15 protein-coding genes are annotated in these 16,323 nt (G+C 64.4%); 7 read left to right on the forward strand and 8 right to left on the reverse strand.

Translation table 11 applies throughout. The features are described from left to right. Positions 1-82 precede the first annotated feature (82 nt). A complete protein-coding gene (gene fghA / locus AAHK20_RS24205; RefSeq protein ID WP_449184217.1) occupies positions 83-931 on the forward strand; it encodes an S-formylglutathione hydrolase in 849 nt (282 codons plus the stop codon). 24 nt (positions 932-955) lie between these two features. Here the strand turns inward: fghA and AAHK20_RS24210 are convergent, their stop codons facing one another. The 6 genes from AAHK20_RS24210 to AAHK20_RS24235 all read right to left on the reverse strand — a co-directional run bounded on the left by AAHK20_RS24210 (position 956) and on the right by AAHK20_RS24235 (position 7,444). Further along, entirely contained in the window at positions 956-2,365 is a 1,410-nt protein-coding gene (locus AAHK20_RS24210; protein WP_449184218.1) for an L-serine ammonia-lyase, read from the reverse strand. 72 nt (positions 2,366-2,437) lie between these two features. Continuing rightward, on the reverse strand, positions 2,438-3,736 hold the full coding sequence (locus AAHK20_RS24215) for a serine/threonine transporter (protein ID WP_449184047.1): 1,299 nt from the start codon (positions 3,734-3,736) through the stop codon (positions 2,438-2,440). A 604-nt stretch (positions 3,737-4,340) separates the two neighbouring features. Further along, positions 4,341-5,123: a metal ABC transporter permease gene (locus AAHK20_RS24220; protein ID WP_449184048.1), complete on the reverse strand. Its 783-nt coding sequence runs from the start codon at positions 5,121-5,123 to the stop codon at positions 4,341-4,343. After that, a complete protein-coding gene (locus tag AAHK20_RS24225; protein ID WP_449184049.1) occupies positions 5,116-6,036 on the reverse strand; it encodes an ABC transporter ATP-binding protein in 921 nt (306 codons plus the stop codon). Before AAHK20_RS24225 ends, AAHK20_RS24220 begins: the two co-directional genes overlap by 8 nt. Beyond that, on the reverse strand, positions 6,033-6,953 hold the full coding sequence (locus AAHK20_RS24230) for a metal ABC transporter solute-binding protein (RefSeq protein ID WP_449184050.1): 921 nt from the start codon (positions 6,951-6,953) through the stop codon (positions 6,033-6,035). The genes AAHK20_RS24225 and AAHK20_RS24230 overlap by 4 nt, the downstream gene beginning before the upstream one ends. Further along, the gene (locus AAHK20_RS24235; protein WP_449184051.1) at positions 6,950-7,444 is read right to left on the reverse strand and encodes a Fur family transcriptional regulator; all 495 of its coding nucleotides are present in this window, start codon (positions 7,442-7,444) and stop codon (positions 6,950-6,952) included. The genes AAHK20_RS24230 and AAHK20_RS24235 overlap by 4 nt, the downstream gene beginning before the upstream one ends. 214 nt (positions 7,445-7,658) lie before the next feature. Between AAHK20_RS24235 and AAHK20_RS24240 the strand changes: the two genes are divergently transcribed. The 6 genes from AAHK20_RS24240 (at position 7,659) to AAHK20_RS24265 (ending at position 13,693) form a co-directional block, all read left to right on the forward strand. Beyond that, positions 7,659-8,435: an L-iditol 2-dehydrogenase gene (locus tag AAHK20_RS24240; protein WP_449184052.1), complete on the forward strand. Its 777-nt coding sequence runs from the start codon at positions 7,659-7,661 to the stop codon at positions 8,433-8,435. Between the two features lie 82 nt (positions 8,436-8,517). Next, on the forward strand, positions 8,518-9,843 hold the full coding sequence (locus AAHK20_RS24245; RefSeq protein ID WP_449184053.1) for an ABC transporter substrate-binding protein: 1,326 nt from the start codon (positions 8,518-8,520) through the stop codon (positions 9,841-9,843). Positions 9,844-9,950: 107 nt separating this feature from the next. Further along, entirely contained in the window at positions 9,951-10,886 is a 936-nt protein-coding gene (locus AAHK20_RS24250) for a carbohydrate ABC transporter permease (RefSeq protein ID WP_449184054.1), read from the forward strand. A gap of 79 nt (positions 10,887-10,965) precedes the next feature. Next, positions 10,966-11,829 (forward strand): carbohydrate ABC transporter permease, encoded by an 864-nt coding sequence (locus tag AAHK20_RS24255; protein WP_449184055.1) that lies wholly within the window; start codon positions 10,966-10,968, stop codon positions 11,827-11,829. After that, positions 11,826-12,548: an HAD family hydrolase gene (locus tag AAHK20_RS24260; RefSeq protein ID WP_449184056.1), complete on the forward strand. Its 723-nt coding sequence runs from the start codon at positions 11,826-11,828 to the stop codon at positions 12,546-12,548. Before AAHK20_RS24255 ends, AAHK20_RS24260 begins: the two co-directional genes overlap by 4 nt. A gap of 29 nt (positions 12,549-12,577) precedes the next feature. Further along, on the forward strand, positions 12,578-13,693 hold the full coding sequence (locus AAHK20_RS24265) for an ABC transporter ATP-binding protein (RefSeq protein WP_449184057.1): 1,116 nt from the start codon (positions 12,578-12,580) through the stop codon (positions 13,691-13,693). 55 nt (positions 13,694-13,748) lie between these two features. On the opposite strand, the gene AAHK20_RS24270 is transcribed toward AAHK20_RS24265, so the two are convergent. Then, complete coding sequence (locus tag AAHK20_RS24270) at positions 13,749-14,714, reverse strand: sugar-binding transcriptional regulator (RefSeq protein WP_449184058.1); 966 nt, start codon at positions 14,712-14,714, stop codon at positions 13,749-13,751. A 30-nt stretch (positions 14,715-14,744) separates the two neighbouring features. Then, positions 14,745-16,226, reverse strand: coding sequence for a xylulokinase (xylB, locus tag AAHK20_RS24275; RefSeq protein ID WP_449184059.1), 1,482 nt, complete (start codon positions 16,224-16,226; stop codon positions 14,745-14,747). Positions 16,227-16,323: the final 97 nt, after the last annotated feature.

A 16,323-nucleotide genomic window follows, 5' to 3' on the forward strand; every position in this document is an offset into this window, starting at 1 on the left:
AGAAGATCAACGAGGGCTTCGATTTGATGAAGAGCGGCGAGTCGATTCGCTCGGTCGTCTTGTACTAAGCGGGAGCGTCGCGATGCTTGAACTCGTCGAAGAACACGTCTGCCACGGCGGCGTGCAGCGCATCTACCGGCACGACTCGCGCGTGATCGGGCTGCCGATGCGCTTTTCCGTGTATCTGCCGCCGCAGGCGTCGCATGCTCGCGTGCCGGCGCTGTTCTATCTCGCGGGCCTCACCTGCACCGAGGAGACGTTCGCGATCAAGGCGGGCGCCCAGCGCTTCGCCTCGCAGCACGGTGTCGCGCTGATCTCGCCCGACACGAGTCCGCGCGGCGCAGGCGTGCCGGGCGAGAGCGCGTCGTGGGACTTCGGTGTCGGCGCGGGTTTTTATCTCGATGCGACGCAAGAGCCGTGGTCGACGCACTATCGGATGTACTCGTATGTCGTCGACGAGCTGCGCGAGACGGTGCTGAGCGAGTTGCCGCTCGAGCGCGACAAGCTCGGTATCTTCGGACATTCGATGGGAGGTCACGGCGCGTTGACGATTGCGTTGCGCAATCCTGGCGTCTATCGGTCGGTGTCGGCGTTTGCGCCGATCGCCGCGCCGATGCGCTGCCCGTGGGGCGAGAAGGCGTTGTCCGGCTACTTAGGCGCGAATCGCGAAACGTGGAGGCAGTACGACGCGAGCGAGCTGGTCGCCCGTGCGGACAGCGCGAAATTCGATGCGGGGATTCTGATCGACCAGGGTCTGGCCGATCAATTTCTCGCCGAGCAGCTCAACCCCGATGTGTTCGAGGCCGCGTGCCGCGCGGCGGGGCAGCCGCTCACGCTGCGCCGCCATGCGGGATACGACCACGGGTATTACTTCATCTCGACGTTCATCGGCGATCACGTCGCGCATCATGCGAAGGTGCTGTGCGCGTGATCAGGCTGTGCGTCGGGCGGTGACTCAGGCTGCAATCGCGTCATCCACCCAATGAATCGGGTGGATGGACGCGCTTTTCCCTTCCGCTTTGATCTGCAATGCCAGGCCGCCGCATGACGTTTCGCGGTACTTGGCATCCATATCCTTGCCCGTTTCGTACATCGCGGCGATCACCTTGTCGAGCGACACCTTCGGGCTGCTCACGCGGTGCATCGCCATGCGGGCGGCGTTGATCGCCTTCACCGCGGCGATCGCGTTGCGCTCGATGCACGGAATCTGCACCTGACCGCCTACGGGGTCGCACGTCAGCCCCAGGTTGTGCTCCATGGCGATCTCGGCGGCCATGCACACTTGCGACGGGCTGCCGCCCATCAGCTCGGTGAGGCCCGCCGCCGCCATCGAACACGCCACGCCGACCTCGCCCTGACAGCCCACTTCGGCGCCGGAGATGGAGGCGTTCAGCTTGAACAAACAACCGATCGCGCCCGAGGCGAGGAAAAAGCGCAGGCAGGTATCTTCGTCGAGCGGCTGAATGAAGTGGTCGTAGTAGGCGAGGATAGCCGGCACGACTCCGCATGCGCCGTTGGTCGGCGCGGTCACCACGCGGCCGCCCGCGGCGTTTTCTTCGGACATCGCCATCGCGTACATGTTGACCCAGTCCATCACGCTCATCGGATCGTTGGCCACTTTCAGCGAGGTGGTCAGCATCCTGTGCAGCGCCGGCGCACGACGCGGAATGCCGATCGCGCCGGGCAGATTGCCCTCCGTGCGCATGCCGCGCTCCATGCCGCCCTTCATCACTTCCCATACGCGAGCGAAGTGCGCACGGATGTCGGCGGCATCATGAAACGCCTTTTCGTTTTCCATCACCAGCGCCGAGATCGACAAGCCGGTCGCGTCGCACATATCGCTGAGCTGCTGCGCGGAGAGGAAGTGGTGCGGCACCGGCACGTCGCTGCAACTCGATTGATTGAAGTGCTCCTCGTCGACGATGAAGCCGCCGCCGATCGAGTAGTAGGTCTTGCTGAGGACGCACGTATCGCCGACGAACGCATGGATCTGCATGCCGTTTTCGTGCAGCGGCAGGTTGGCGGTATGGAAGCGCATCGCGAAGGCCACGCGCTGCTGGGTACGGCCGAGCGTCAGAAGCCCGGACTGCTCGACGTCGGCGATCAGGTTGCCGGCGGTGTCCAGATCGACGGTGTCGGGCAGATTGCCCGCCAGGCCAAGGATGATGGCGTGGTCGGTGCAGTGTCCTTTGCCGGTCAGCGCGAGCGAGCCGTAGCAGTCCACTTGCACGCGGGTGACCTGGCTGAACTTGCCGGTTTCCTTGAGCGCGCCCAGGAACTGGTGGCCGGCCTTCATCGGGCCGACGGTGTGGGAGCTCGATGGGCCGACGCTGATCTTGTAGATATCGGTCATGCTGAACATGATGCTGCCTCTTATGAGCGGATGTGGAAGGCGAGCAGGCCGCGTCGGGCGGCCCGAGCGCTCGCTATCGAACGATTAGACGAACAGGCTGTAGAAGATCGCGGAGATGGCGATGAGGCCGATCAGCACGACGAAGACGTTGCTCGGCTTGCCGGCGTATTTCTTCATCGCCGGGATCTTCTTGATCGCGTACATCGGCATCAGGAACAGCAGCAGCGCGATCACAGGACCGCCGAGCGTTTCGATCATGCCCAGGATGGACGGGTTGAAAGTGGCGACGGCCCAGCAGGTCACGATCATGAACACGGCGGTGAAGCGATCGAGCTTCGACGTGGCGATCGTCTTGCCGCTTTGGCGCAGTTGCTTTACGACGAGACCGTTGAATCCTTCTTTCGCGCCCAGATAGTGGCCGAGGAACGACTTGCTGATGGCGACCATGGCGATGATCGGGGCGATCCATTCGATCACCGGGTTCTGGAAGTGGTTGGCCAGGTAGGTCAGGATCGAGATGTTCTGGGCCTTGGCGGCGGCGAGGTCGGCCGGCGAGAGGCTGAACACGCAGCTGAACACGAAGAACAGCACGGACAGCACCATCATCACGTGGGCACGCAACAGCACGCGGCTGGAGGCCGGTTCGGCGTCGGTGCCGTGCAGCTTGCGCTGATCGACCGCGAACGACGAGATGATCGGCGAGTGGTTGAACGAGAACACCATGACCGGAATCGCGAGCCACAGGGTCTTGTAGAACGAGCCGCTGGAGATCGCGTGGCTCAGGCTGCCGGCTTGGTCGATGGCCGCGCCGTTCCATTGCGGGATCAGGTAGCACGCGAGGACCATCAGCGCGCACACGAACGGATACACCAGGATGCTCATCGCCTTGACGATCAACTTGCCGCCCAGGCGCACGATGGACATGAGGCCCAGGATCAGCACGAGCGCGAACACGGCGCGCGTTCCGATGCCGGTGCCGACGGAGATATGCAGCTGATTATTCAGGAACGACAGCACGGTGTTGGTGATCGCCACGCTGTAGACGAGCAGGATCGGATAGATGGCGAAGAAGTACAGCAGCGTGATGAGTTTGCCGGCGCTGTGACCGAAGTGCTCTTCCACGACTTCGGTGATGTCCGCGCCCGGCTTGCTGCCCGACAGCACGAAGCGGGTCAGGCCGCGATGGGCGAAGAACGTCAGCGGCAAGGCCAGGATGGCCATCACGATCAGCGGCCACAGGCCGCCGATGCCGGCGTTGATCGGAAGGAACAGCGTGCCGGCGCCGATAGCGGTGCCGTAGAGCCCAAGCATCCAGACGGTGTCTTGTTTGGTCCAGGCCAGAGACCCTGTCCTGGAGCTGGTTGAGGTGATGGTTTGCGGCATGATCGGTTGCCTCTTCGAAATGATTAATGAAGTTTCGTTTCTTCACGGGCGGACGATTCGAAAATGCTGAATCTTTAATTCGTATTTCCGTCTGCTCGAATCGATTTCCGGTGTATTTGAACGAGAAGTTCATCACTGGTATGCGGTTATCGTAGATATTTCTGTAAGCGGCCGCTGACATCTCTAAAAAGTGCTTGATGTCGGTCAAGTGAATACTTGGCCGCGGCAGGCGGCCGTAGCGATAAGCGGCGAGGTGTGGAAAATTGCAGCAGCGCCTTTAGTGCGTATTTTCTAATAAACGCGCTGAATTATAGAGAGATGGAATGACAGCGATTCCAAATCTAAATGACAAAGCCGATGATGATTATCGGAAATGGAAGGCGGCGAATATTCTGTTTAGTGAATCTGAGGTTGTTTAAATCGAATTTAAAATGCGGCTGAATAGAGACTGCCGCGAATTCCGAGGCTGTTCGAAGAGGAGGAAAGGCAGGCGCGATGGGCGCGGTAACGTCGGGTGACCGCGCCGTGTGAGGAAGGTACTAAGGCGGGAAGTGGAGCGCAGAGCGAGCCGCCGCGCGAAGCGCGCAGCGGCCGCTTGATTAGATTAGCGCCGCGCCAGCAAGCTCAAGCCGTAGACGACCGCTGCAAGCGCGGTGATCCAGAAGCTCGTCGGCCAGTCGGTGTAGAAGGCGAGCGTGACGCCGAGCCACGCCTGCACGAGCGCGAAGAGCGCGGCGAGCAGCAGGCCGACCGAGAGCCGCGTCGACAAGTTTTGCGCCGCCGCTGCCGGTCCCACCATCAGCGTGAACACGAGCAGCACGCCGACGATCTGCGTGCAGGCGGCCACGGTCAGCGCGGCAATGATCAGGAACAGCACGGACACGAGCCGCAGCGACACGCCTTTTGCCTCGGCCAGCTCCGGTTGCAGCGACGCGAACATGAGTGGTCGCATGATCGCACCGAGCGCGATCAAGCTCACTGCGCCGATGCCTGCCAGCACCGCGAGCGTTTCCGGATTCACGCCGAGCACGTTGCCGAACAGGAGCGCGGTGACTTGCGTCGCATACGCCGTGAAGAAATGCAGAAACAGCAATCCGAAACCGAGCGACAGCGACAGGATCACGCCGATCGCCACGTCGCGCCCCGCGAGCTTTTCGCCGAGCGCGCCCATGCCGACCCCGGCCGCGACCGTGAAGCCGATCATCCCCCAGATCGGCGAGATGCCGATCAGCACCGCGCCCGTCGCGCCCGTGAAGCCGACGTGCGACAGCGCGTGTCCCGCGAACGTCTGCCCGCGCATCACGAGAAAGTAGCCGACGATGCCCGCAAGCACCGCGACGATTCCCGACGCGGCGAACGCGTTGATCATGAAATCGTATTCAAACATCGTGCGTGTGTCCGTCGCGAGAGGAGTGCGCGGTCTTCGCCGCATGCGGGTGGCCGTGAGCGTGGCCATGCTCATGCCCGTGGTCGTGCGCGTGATCGTCTTCGTGCTCGTGGTCGTGCTTTTCGACCTCGACGTCGCCCGACATCACGAAGATGCGGCCGTTCACGCGCATCACGTCGATCGGCGAGCCATAGAGACGCGAGAGCACCGGCTTGGTGATGACCTCGTCGACGGTGCCGAGCGCCGCGACGCCGCTGCCGAGATACAGCACGCGATCGAGCGCGTTCAGGAGCGGATTGAGTTCGTGCGCGGAAAACAGCACGGTGATGCCGAGCTCGCGCTGCACGTTGCGCACGAGCTCGACCACGCCGCGCTGGTGATTGGGATCGAGGCTGATGAGCGGCTCGTCGAGCAGCAAGAGACGCGGCTCCCCGAGCAGGCACTGCGCGAGCAGCAAGCGCTGGCGCTCGCCGCCCGACAGCTCCGACAAGGGCCGCTCGGCAAGCGAGCGTGCGCCGACGAGATCGAGCACGCGCTCGACGTTTGCGCGCGTCGCCGCATCGGCGCGCGGCAGGCCCCAGCGATGGCCGTCGGCGGCCATCGCGACGAAATCGCGGCCGCGCACGCGGCGGCCGGCTAGGGCGCTGCGCGTCTGCGGCATATAGCCGATCGCCGGATTGCCGCGCGCGACGGGCGCGCCCGCCACGCGGATCGTGCCGCTCGTCGCGGGCACGAGGCCGAGCACGGCGCGCATCAGCGTCGTTTTGCCCGCGCCGTTCGGCCCGAGCACGCCGATGAATTCGCCTTGGTTCACCGTAAGGGTGGTCTCGGTGAGGATCGTGCGTCCGCCGAGCTCGAGCGTCACGCGCTCGAGTTCGAGTGCGTGACGCGGCTTTGCGCCTGCCAGGCTCATTGAGCTTTCCCTTCAAGCGCTACGGACAGCGCATCGAGCTGCGAAGTCATCCATTGCTGGAAGTTCTTGCCCGCAGGCTCGGTTTCCGTGACGCTCACCGTCGGCACGCCTGAATCGTGGGCGAGCTTGAGCATGCGCTTCGTGAGCGCTACGGTCGCCTGGCTGTTGTAGAACAAGACGCGTACTTGCTTCGTGCGCAGGTCTTTCTCGAAGGCGGCGATGTCGGATGCGCTCGGCTCGGTGTCGTTCATCACCGCGAGCTGGAACTTCGGATTGCGCATCGCGAGGCCGATCGCATCGGACATATAGCCGAACACCGGTTCGGTCGCCGTCACGGGCACACCGGTGTATTTCGCGCGCAGCGCGGCAACCTTGGCATCGATCGGCTTCAGCGAGTCGAGGAACTTCGCGAGGTTGGCGTCGTAATCGGCCTTGTGCGCCGGATCGGCCGCGACGAGCGCGGCGTTCACTGCGCGCGCGACGGCGGGCATCGTCGCCGGGTCGTACCAGAGGTGCGGGTTGTCGCCGGCCTTCTTGTCGACGAGATCGGCCGCGACGATCACCGTGCGCTTCGCGTTCTTCGATGCGCCGAGCAGCTTCGCCATCCACGGGTCGTAGTCGGCGCCGTTGTAGACGACGAACGTCGCATGCTGCAGGGCGCGCGCCGTTTTCGGGCTCGCTTCGAAGAGGTGCGGATCTTGGTCCGGATTGCTCAGAATGCTCGTGACGTCGACATGATCGCCGCCCAGCTGATGCACGACGTCGCCATAGAAGTTTTCCGCGGCGACGACGGGAATCTTCGCGTTTTGCGCGAACGCGGCATGGCTGACCATGAGCGCCGCCGCGCCCGCCGCAACGAAGGTCGACAATTTCAGCACGTGACGTGCGATGGCCTGCATCGATCCAGTGGACTTCATTCTTTGTGTTCCTTATCTGGGTGGTGATCTTTGGTCTTGCAATCGCCGCACAAGCCGGTGAGTTCCACCACTTGCTTGTGCACTTCGAAACCATGCGCAGGCGGCGTCGCCGACAGGCGCTCGGCGAGTTCCTCGCCCGGAATTTCAACGGTGTCCCCGCAGCGCTCGCAGATCAGGAACTGGCTCTGATGCGGCTTGCCGATCTCGCAGCAGGCGATGAACGCGTTCCGCGATTCGATCCGATGCACGAAACCGTTCTCGACCAGAAAGTCGAGTGCACGGTAGACCGTGGTGGGCGGCACGCGGCCGCGCTGGGGTTCGAGCGCGGCGAGCAGGTCGTAAGCGCCGATCGGCCGCGCGGCCGCGACGATCAGCTCGTAGACCTGGCGGCGCAGCGGCGTGAGGGTGAGATCGTGCTCGACGGCGAACGCGTCGGCGCGCGCGAGGCGTTCGGCAAGGTCGTGGGCGGGATGGGCGTGGTCGGCGGACATGGCAGCAGTTCCCGAATCGCAAAAGATCAGTGAGGTCGGGATGATATAACGTATCGCGATGATATAACGTATCACGGACTTCTGCACCGCAGCATCGAAATCCGGCGCATTACCTTGACAGTGCTGTACGCGTATCCGATCATTCGATCAACAAACGAGCAATTGCTCAATCGCTGAGCGTTCGCTCACCGCGACATCAAATCGGAGACACGCAGTGAAACTGCAAGACAAGGTCGCCATCCTCACAGGCGCCGCCAGCGGCATCGGCGAAGCAGTGGCCATGCGCTACCTCGACGAAGGCGCGAAGTGCGTGCTGGTCGACGTGAAGCCCACCGGCAAATTCGCGCAGCGTCTCTCCGAAACCCACCCCGAGCGCGTCCACGTGGTCAGCGCGGACGTCACGCGCCGCGAGGACATCGAGGGGATCGTCGCGATCACCGTCCAGCATTTCGGTGGCATCGACATCCTCTTCAACAACGCGGCTCTGTTCGACATGCGCCCGCTCCTCGACGAATCCTGGGACACCTTCGACAAGCTCTTCGCCGTCAATGTGAAGGGCATGTTCTTCCTCATGCAAGCGGTCGCGCGCCGGATGGTCGAGCAAGGGCGCGGCGGCAAGATCATCAATATGTCATCGCAAGCCGGCCGGCGCGGCGAGGCGCTCGTCTCGCACTACTGCGCGACCAAGGCGGCCGTGCTGAGCTACACGCAGTCGGCGGCGCTCGCACTTGCGCCGCACAAGATCAACGTGAACGGCATTGCGCCGGGCGTCGTCGACACGCCGATGTGGGATCAGGTCGACGCGCTCTTCGCCCGCTATGAGAACCGGCCGCTCGGCGAGAAGAAGCGGCTCGTTGGCGAAGCGGTGCCGCTGGGCCGCATGGGCGCTCCCGCCGACCTGACGGGCGCCGCACTCTTTCTTGCCTCGGCCGATGCCGACTACATCACCGCCCAGACGCTGAACGTCGACGGCGGCAACTGGATGAGCTGATTTCCCCCGCAACACCGCGCAGTTCCGCCTACGCTTAAAGAAGCGCTTCAGTTACATAACGCACAAGAGAAAGGAGACAAGCATGAAACGAACGTTTAAACCCGCGCTCAACGCGCTATGCGGTGGTGCGCTGGCTTTCGCGGCGTTCGGCGCCCATGCGGCGCAGACGATCACGATCGCGATGTTGAACAACCCGGACATGATCGAGCTGAAGAAGCTCTCGCCCGCGTTCGAGCAGGCCAATCCGGACATCAAGCTCAACTGGGTGGTGCTCGAAGAAAACGTGCTGCGCCAGCGCGCGACGACCGACATCACGACCAACAGCGGCCAATTCGACGTGATGATGATCGGCACGTACGAAACGCCGCAGTGGGGCAAGCGCGGCTGGCTCGCGCCGATGACGAACCTGCCCGCAGACTACGATCTGAACGACGTCGTGAAGACGGCGCGCGACGGTCTCTCCAATAACGGCACGCTGTATGCGCTGCCGTTCTACGTCGAAAGCTCGATGACGTACTACCGCAAGGACCTGTTCGCGGCGAAGGGCCTGACGATGCCCGACCAGCCGACCTACGACCAGATCGCGCAGTTCGCGGACAAGCTCACCGACAAGGCCAACGGCGTCTACGGCATCTGCCTGCGCGGCAAGGCGGGCTGGGGCGAGAACATGGCCTATCTGACGACGGTCGCGAATACGTTCGGCGGCCGCTGGTTCGACGAGAAATGGCATGCGCAGCTCGATTCAGCCGAATGGAAGAAGGCGGTCACGTTCTACGTGAATCTGCTGAAGAAGGACGGCCCTCCGGGAGCGAGCTCGAACGGTTTCAACGAGAACCTGACGCTGATGTCCTCGGGCAAGTGCGGGATGTGGATCGACGCGACGGTGGCGGCCGGCATGCTGTACAACAAGCAGCAGTCGCAGATCTCGGACAAGGTCGGCTTTGCGGCCGCGCCGACCGCGGTCACGCCGAATGGCTCGCACTGGCTGTGGTCGTGGGCGCTCGCGATACCGAAGTCGTCGAAGCAGCCGGATGCGGCCAAGAAGTTCATCACCTGGGCGACCTCGAAGGGCTACATCGAGATGGTCGCGAAGGATGAGGGCTGGGCATCGGTGCCGCCCGGCACGCGCGAGTCGACCTATGCGCGTCCCGAGTATCAGCAGGCCGCTCCGTTCGCGAGCTTCGTGCTGAAGGCGATCCAGACCGCCGATCCGAATCATCCGACGCTGAAGCCCGTGCCGTACACCGGCGTGCAGTTCGTCGGCATTCCTGAGTTCCAGTCGTTCGGCACGGTGGTCGGACAGAGCATTGCTGGAGCGTTGGCAGGCCAGATGAGCGTCGATCAGGCGCTGGCCGCGGGCCAGGCAACCGCCAACCGCGCGGTGCAACAGGCCGGCTATCAGAAATGACGTAACGCCTTCCCGAGCGGCGCGTTCCCCGCGCGCTGCTTGGGAACTTCGCAGCATAGCGGGCCGCATTCTCTGCGCGGCCTGCGCATGACCCAAGAGGTGTTCCGATGCGTCATCTTCATCTCCCTCTCACTCACGCCCCCGCGCAGACCGAGCAGGAACGCGAAAAGCGGCGCGCCTCGTCGACGCGCTGGCTGATCGCGCCGTCCGTCTCGGTGCTGCTGCTATGGATGGCGATTCCGCTCGCGATGACGATCTGGTATTCGTTCTCGCGCTACAACCTGCTGAACCCTGATCTGAAGGGCTTCGCGGGCCTCGACAACTACAAGTTCCTCGTCACCGATCCGTCGTTCGTGCCGTCGATCGTGCACACGATCGAGCTGATCGGCTCGGTGCTGATCATCACGGTGGTGGGCGGCGTGCTGATGTCGGTGCTGTTCGACCGCAAGTTCTACGGGCAGGGCGTCGCGCGCCTGTTGGCGATCGCGCCGTTCTTCGTGATGCCGACGGTGAGCGCGCTGATCTGGAAGAACATGATCCTGCATCCGGTCTACGGCCTCGTTGCGGATGCGATGCGCGCGGTCGGCCTGCAGCCGATCGACTGGTTCGCGACTTATCCGCTCACCGCGATCGTCGTCATCGTCGCGTGGCAGTGGCTGCCGTTCGCGTTCCTGATTCTGTTCACGTCGATCCAGTCGCTCGACCAGGAGCAGAAGGAGGCCGCGAAGATCGACGGCGCCGGCGCGTTCTCAATGTTCTTCTTCATCACGCTGCCCCATCTGAAACGCGCGATCGCCGTGGTCGTGATGATGGAGACGATTTTCCTGCTGTCGATCTTCGCCGAGATCTATACGACGACGGCCGGCGGCCCCGGCAACGCGACGACGATCCTGTCTTACCTGATCTACGCAGTTGGCCTGCAGCAGTTCGATGTGGGCTTCGCGTCGGCGGGCGGCATTCTCGCCGTGATCCTCGCGAATATCGTGTCGTTCTTCCTGGTCCGCATGCTGGCGAAGAACCTGAAAGGGGAGTACGAGAAATGAACCACCCCCACGTTCACATTCGTTCACTGCCCCCCGAGGGGGCGGATGCCCCCTTTGGGGCGGCCCGGCAGGAGGCATCATGAGCAGCCCGACCTTGCAAACCCCCGTGCAATATCGCGCGCCGTCGCCGGTCATCAGCGCGATCAAGCGGATCGTGCCGGGCGTGCTCGCCTGGCTGATCGCCGCGGCGCTCTTCTTCCCGATCTTCTGGATGACGATCACGGCGTTCAAGACCGAGCAGCAGGCGTACTCGTCGTCGCTGTTCTTCACGCCGACGCTCGAGAGCTTTCGCGAAGTGTTCGCGCGCAGCAACTACTTCGGGTTCGCGTGGAACTCGGTGCTGATCTCGGTCGGCGTCACGGTGATCTGCCTGTTGTTCGCGGTGCCGTGCGCGTATGCGATGGCGTTCTTCCCGACCAAGCGCACGCAGAGCGTGCTGCTGTGGATGCTGTCGACGAAGATGATGCCGTCGGTCGGCGTGCTCGTGCCGATCTATGTGATGTGGAAGAACGCGGGCCTGCTCGACACGGTATCGGGGCTCGTGGTCGTCTACTCGCTGATGAACCTGCCGATCGCGGTGTGGATGGCGTACACCTACTTCAACGAGATTCCGAAGGACATCCTCGAAGCAGGGCGCATCGACGGCGCATCGACCATGCAGGAGATCATCCATCTGCTGATGCCGATGGCGGTGCCCGGGCTCGCATCGACGGCGCTTTTGCTCGTGATCCTGTCGTGGAACGAGGCGTTCTGGAGCATCAACTTGTCGAGTTCGAACGCGGCCCCGCTGACTGTGTTCATCGCGTCGTATTCGAGTCCTGAAGGCTTGTTCTGGGCGAAGCTGTCGGCGGCGTCGCTGCTGGCGGTGGCGCCGATCCTGATCGTCGGCTGGCTGTCGCAGAAGCAGCTCGTGCGTGGCCTCACGTTCGGGGCGGTCAAATGACGGACCACGCGAAGCATCCGATGAGCGAGGGCGTCAACGGCAAGTCGGTGCTGATCTGCGATTGCGACGGCGTGCTGATCGACAGCGAAGCCGTCGCCGCTCGGATGCTCGTGCGCGAGCTGGCAGCGCGCTGGCCCGACGCTGACATCGAACCGGTCGTGCTGCCTTTGCTCGGCCTGCGCATCGAGCGCGTGCTGGCCGGCGCGGCGGCCGAACTCGGCCGCACGCTGGCGCCCGGCGACATCGAGGCGATCCGGCGCGCGGTCGAAGCGGCCGCGATGGATGCGCCGATGGTCGACGGCATCGAGGCGGCGCTCGCGCAGGTCAATCTGACGAAGGCGTGCGCAAGCAACAGCTATACGGACTACGTGGAGTCGGTGCTGTCGCGCACCGGGCTCGCGCGCTTCTTCGGCGACCGTGTGTTTTGTGCCGACAACGTCGAATTGCCGAAGCCCGCGCCCGACGTCTACCTGGCCGCCGCGCGCACGCTCGGCGCGGCGCCGGAGGCGTGTCTCGTCATCGAGGACAGCGTGACGGGCGTCACCGCCGCTACTGCGGCGGGGATGACGGTGCTCGGCTTCATCGGCGGCGGTCATGCGACCAGCGCGCAGATCGACGCGCTTCGCGGCGTCGGCGCGCGGCACGTATTCGACGACATGCGTTCCCTGCCTGCGCTCGTCGAGCAATGGCGCATGAGCGGCGCGCTCAATCTGCATTGAAGCGGTAGAAAATTGAACGGAGACAGATCATGGCAAGCGTGACATTGCGCAATGTGGCGAAGCGCTACGAAGAGACCGAGGTGCTGCGTAACGTGAACCTCGACATCAACGACGGCGAGTTCGTCGTCTTCGTCGGCCCGAGCGGCTGCGGAAAGACGACGCTGATGCGGATGATCGCCGGTCTCGAAGACATCAGCGCCGGCGACCTGAACATCGACGGCTCGCGCATGAACGACGTGCCGCCCGCCAAGCGCGGCATCGCGATGGTGTTCCAGTCGTACGCGCTCTATCCGCACATGACGCTCTACGACAACATGGCGTTCGGCCTGAAGCTGCAGGGCGTGAAGAAGCCCGAGATCGACGCCGCGGTGAAGAATGCGGCGAAGATCCTGCACATCGATCACCTGCTCGAGCGCAAGCCGAAGCAGCTGTCGGGCGGGCAGCGGCAGCGCGTCGCGATTGGCCGCGCGATCACGCGCAAGCCGAAGGTGTTCCTGTTCGACGAGCCTTTGTCGAACCTCGATGCGGCGCTGCGCGTGAAGATGCGGCTCGAGTTCGCGCGCCTGCACGACGAACTGAAGACGACGATGATCTACGTGACGCACGATCAGGTCGAGGCGATGACGCTCGCGGACAAGATCGTCGTGCTGTCGGCGGGCAACGTCGAGCAGGTGGGCAGCCCGAACCGGCTTTATCACGCGCCGGCGAACCGTTTCGTCGCCGGGTTCATCGGCTCGCCGAAGATGAATTTCCTGGGCGGCGTCGTCGACTCGGTGACGACCGATGGCGTGCTCGTGCGCTATGAGACGGGCGAGACGCAGCGCGTCGCGGTCGAACCGGGCAAGGCGAAGGTGGGCGATAACGTGACGGTCGGCATCCGGCCCGAGCATCTGCATATCGTCGGCGCGGGCGACTACGGCATCGCGACGCGGACGATGACCGTGGAGTCGCTTGGCGACTCGGCGTATCTGTATTCGGAGTCGTCGGTTGCGCCGGATGGGCTCATCGCGCGCATTCCGCCGCTCGATCAGCATGACAAGGGCTCGACGCTCAAGCTCGGCGCGACGCCGGATCATTGCCATCTGTTTGACAGCGATGGGCGGGCGTTTGAGAGGAAGATCGTGGAGGTGCGGTCGGCGGCTTGAGGGCAGGTTGCATGCGTGCCGCGTTAAGACGCGGCACGCTTTCTTGAGCATCGGATTAGCGGCGCGCGCCAGACTCATCCTCCAACGCCGCCCGCGCACAAACCTCATCCGTCACCAGCCCCGACAACCACCCGCCCTTAAGCGCCGCCACCACCGCACCGCGCTTCCTCTCGCCACCCGCAAACCCGATCGTCGGCCGCTTCGGCGGCGAGTCGAGCGGGACGCTCGTCACGCGCCGCCCGGTCGGCGATTCGATGCGCTTGCCGTTGGCATCGATCGGCAGCCCAAGCGTCTCCGCCACGGCGCCGAGTTCCATCAGCTCGTTCAGCTCCTCGGTGGTGATAAACCCGTCCTCGTGCAGCGGACAGCGCGGCCCGATATTCCCGATCCCCACGAACGCGACATCCGCTTCGCCGGAGAGCGCCTCGACAATCCGATACAAGCGATGGTTGCACCACTGTGCGCGCTCCGTTTCGTCGTCCGCGATCAACGGTGCGGGCAGCAGAAAATGCTTGCCGCCGGTCTTCTCGGAGATATGCAGCGCGACGTCGTAGCGGTTCGACGAGCCATCCTGCGCAATCGCGCCGACCATCGACACCAGCCGATGCTGCGGGCGCTCGAGTTGCGCGATCTGATCGACCGCCGCCTTCAGCGTCCGGCCGCTGCCGATGGCGATCACCATCGGCTTCTCTTCGATCAGGTAGCGCTCCATCACCTGCGCGCCCGCCACCGCGAGCTTGCGGTCGATGGCTTCGGGGCTGTCGTCGTCGATCGGCACGACCTCGCACATCGACAAGCCATAGCGCGCCGACAACTGCTCGGCGAGCGCGAGGCAATCGGCGAGCTGGTGGTCGACGCGCACGCGGATCAGGTTCTTCTCGACCGCGAACGCGACGAGCCGCTGCGCGACCGGGCGCGACACCTGGAGCTTTTCGGCGATCTCGTTCTGCGTGTTGCCGGCGACGTAGTAGAGCCACGCCGCGCGCGTCGCGAGATCGAGTTTTTCGTTGGATTTGGGCACGATGCCGCCGGAGTGAGAGAGGGGGAGAGGTTAGGCGAGCCGCTTGCGAGAGGGCTCGAAAAGCGGCTGGACGTGGCGGTACAGCTCGCGATAAGCCGTGAGCCGTTCGCGCAGCTGCGCGTGACGTTCGGCATTCGGCGTGAACTCGGCCTGGACCGGCGGCTTGGCGAGCACCTGCGCCGGGTCGCCGCCGGCGGCGAGCCATCCCAGACGCGCAGCGCCGAGCGCGGCGCCCGTCTCGCCGCCGCCGTGCTTGCGGGTTTTCGTCGCGAGCGCGTCGGCGAGCAATTGCGCCCAATACGCGCTGCGCGCTCCGCCGCCGATCATCGACAGCGCGCTCACCTCGGTGCCGGCCGCGGCGAGCGCGTCGAGGCCGTCGGCGAGCGCGAGCGTCACGCCTTCGAGCACGGCGTAGCCGAGCAGCGCGCGATCGGTGGCGTGGGTCATGCCGAAGAAGACTCCTTGCGCGTAGGGGTCGTTGTGCGGCGTGCGTTCACCGGAGAGGTATGGCAGAAACAGCGGCGCGCCCGAAAGCGCGTTGCGGTCGAGCGCTTCGACTTCGGCGAGCAGCGTGGGCTCGTCGGTGCCGGTCAGCTTGCAGACCCAGCGCAGGCAACTCGCGGCCGACAGCACCACGCTCATCTGATGCCAACGATCCGGAATCGCGTGGCAGAACGCATGCACCGCCGACGCAGGATTCGGCCGAAAGCGATCGCCGACGACGCACAGCACGCCCGACGTCCCGAGCGACACGAACCCGTCGCCCGGCTGCGTCGCGCCGATGCCGATCGCGCTCGTCGCGTTGTCGCCGCCGCCTGCCGCGACGACGACCTCGCCAGAAAGCCCCCACTCGCGTGCAAGCTCCGCGCGCAACACGCCGGACGGCTCGCTGCCTTCGGCCAGACGCGGCATCTGCGAACGGCTCATGCCGCAAGCGGCGAGCAGCGTGTCGGACCAATCGCGGCGCGCGACGTCGAGCCAGAGCGTGCCGGCCGCGTCGGACGGATCGGAGACCTTGCCGCCGGTCAGTTGCAGCCGCAGGTAATCCTTGGGCAGCAGGACGCAGGCGGTCTGCCGGAACAATTCGGGCTCATGGCGTGCGACCCACAGCAGCTTCGGCGCCGTGAATCCGGGCATCGCGAGGTTGCCGGCGATCGTGTGCAGGTCGGGCGCGCGTTCGGTCAGCTCCGCGCATTCGGCGACGCTGCGCATGTCGTTCCAGAGAATCGCCGGACGCAATACGCGGTCTTCGCTATCGAGCAACACCGCGCCATGCATCTGCCCCGACAGGCCGATGCCGCGAATCTGCGCGAACTCCACGGGGTGGGCCTGGCGCAATGCGATGATCGCGGCGCGCGTGCCGCTCCACCAGTCGGCGGGATTCTGTTCGGCCCAGCGCGGATGCGGTCGGGAGACTGTAAAAGGCGTTCCCGCCGTGCCGACTACGCGTGAGTCGGGGGCGAGCAGCAGCACTTTCACTTCGGACGTGCCGAGGTCGATGCCGAGGTACATGGGCAGGGATCGCGTCGTTGAGAATGCGCTACTTTAGCCGCGCGGGGCGCGATGCGCCAATGGGCGCTAGACCTGACAGGACAGCTTCATGGGCCGC

The sequence above is a fragment of the Trinickia camelliae genome (genome assembly GCF_053525655.1).

What these genes read in the sequence shown, in the direction of transcription:
- fghA (WP_449184217.1), top strand. Translation starts at nt 83, where the DNA reads ATGCTTGAACTCGTCGAAGAACACGTCTGCCACGGCGGCGTGCAGCGC.
- AAHK20_RS24215 (WP_449184047.1), bottom strand. Translation starts at nt 3,736, where the DNA reads ATGCCGCAAACCATCACCTCAACCAGCTCCAGGACAGGGTCTCTGGCC.
- AAHK20_RS24220 (WP_449184048.1), bottom strand. Translation starts at nt 5,123, where the DNA reads ATGTTTGAATACGATTTCATGATCAACGCGTTCGCCGCGTCGGGAATC.
- AAHK20_RS24225 (WP_449184049.1), bottom strand. Translation starts at nt 6,036, where the DNA reads ATGAGCCTGGCAGGCGCAAAGCCGCGTCACGCACTCGAACTCGAGCGC.
- AAHK20_RS24230 (WP_449184050.1), bottom strand. Translation starts at nt 6,953, where the DNA reads ATGAAGTCCACTGGATCGATGCAGGCCATCGCACGTCACGTGCTGAAA.
- AAHK20_RS24235 (WP_449184051.1), bottom strand. Translation starts at nt 7,444, where the DNA reads ATGTCCGCCGACCACGCCCATCCCGCCCACGACCTTGCCGAACGCCTC.
- AAHK20_RS24245 (WP_449184053.1), top strand. Translation starts at nt 8,518, where the DNA reads ATGAAACGAACGTTTAAACCCGCGCTCAACGCGCTATGCGGTGGTGCG.
- AAHK20_RS24250 (WP_449184054.1), top strand. Translation starts at nt 9,951, where the DNA reads ATGCGTCATCTTCATCTCCCTCTCACTCACGCCCCCGCGCAGACCGAG.
- AAHK20_RS24255 (WP_449184055.1), top strand. Translation starts at nt 10,966, where the DNA reads ATGAGCAGCCCGACCTTGCAAACCCCCGTGCAATATCGCGCGCCGTCG.
- AAHK20_RS24260 (WP_449184056.1), top strand. Translation starts at nt 11,826, where the DNA reads ATGACGGACCACGCGAAGCATCCGATGAGCGAGGGCGTCAACGGCAAG.
- AAHK20_RS24265 (WP_449184057.1), top strand. Translation starts at nt 12,578, where the DNA reads ATGGCAAGCGTGACATTGCGCAATGTGGCGAAGCGCTACGAAGAGACC.
- xylB (WP_449184059.1), bottom strand. Translation starts at nt 16,226, where the DNA reads ATGTACCTCGGCATCGACCTCGGCACGTCCGAAGTGAAAGTGCTGCTG.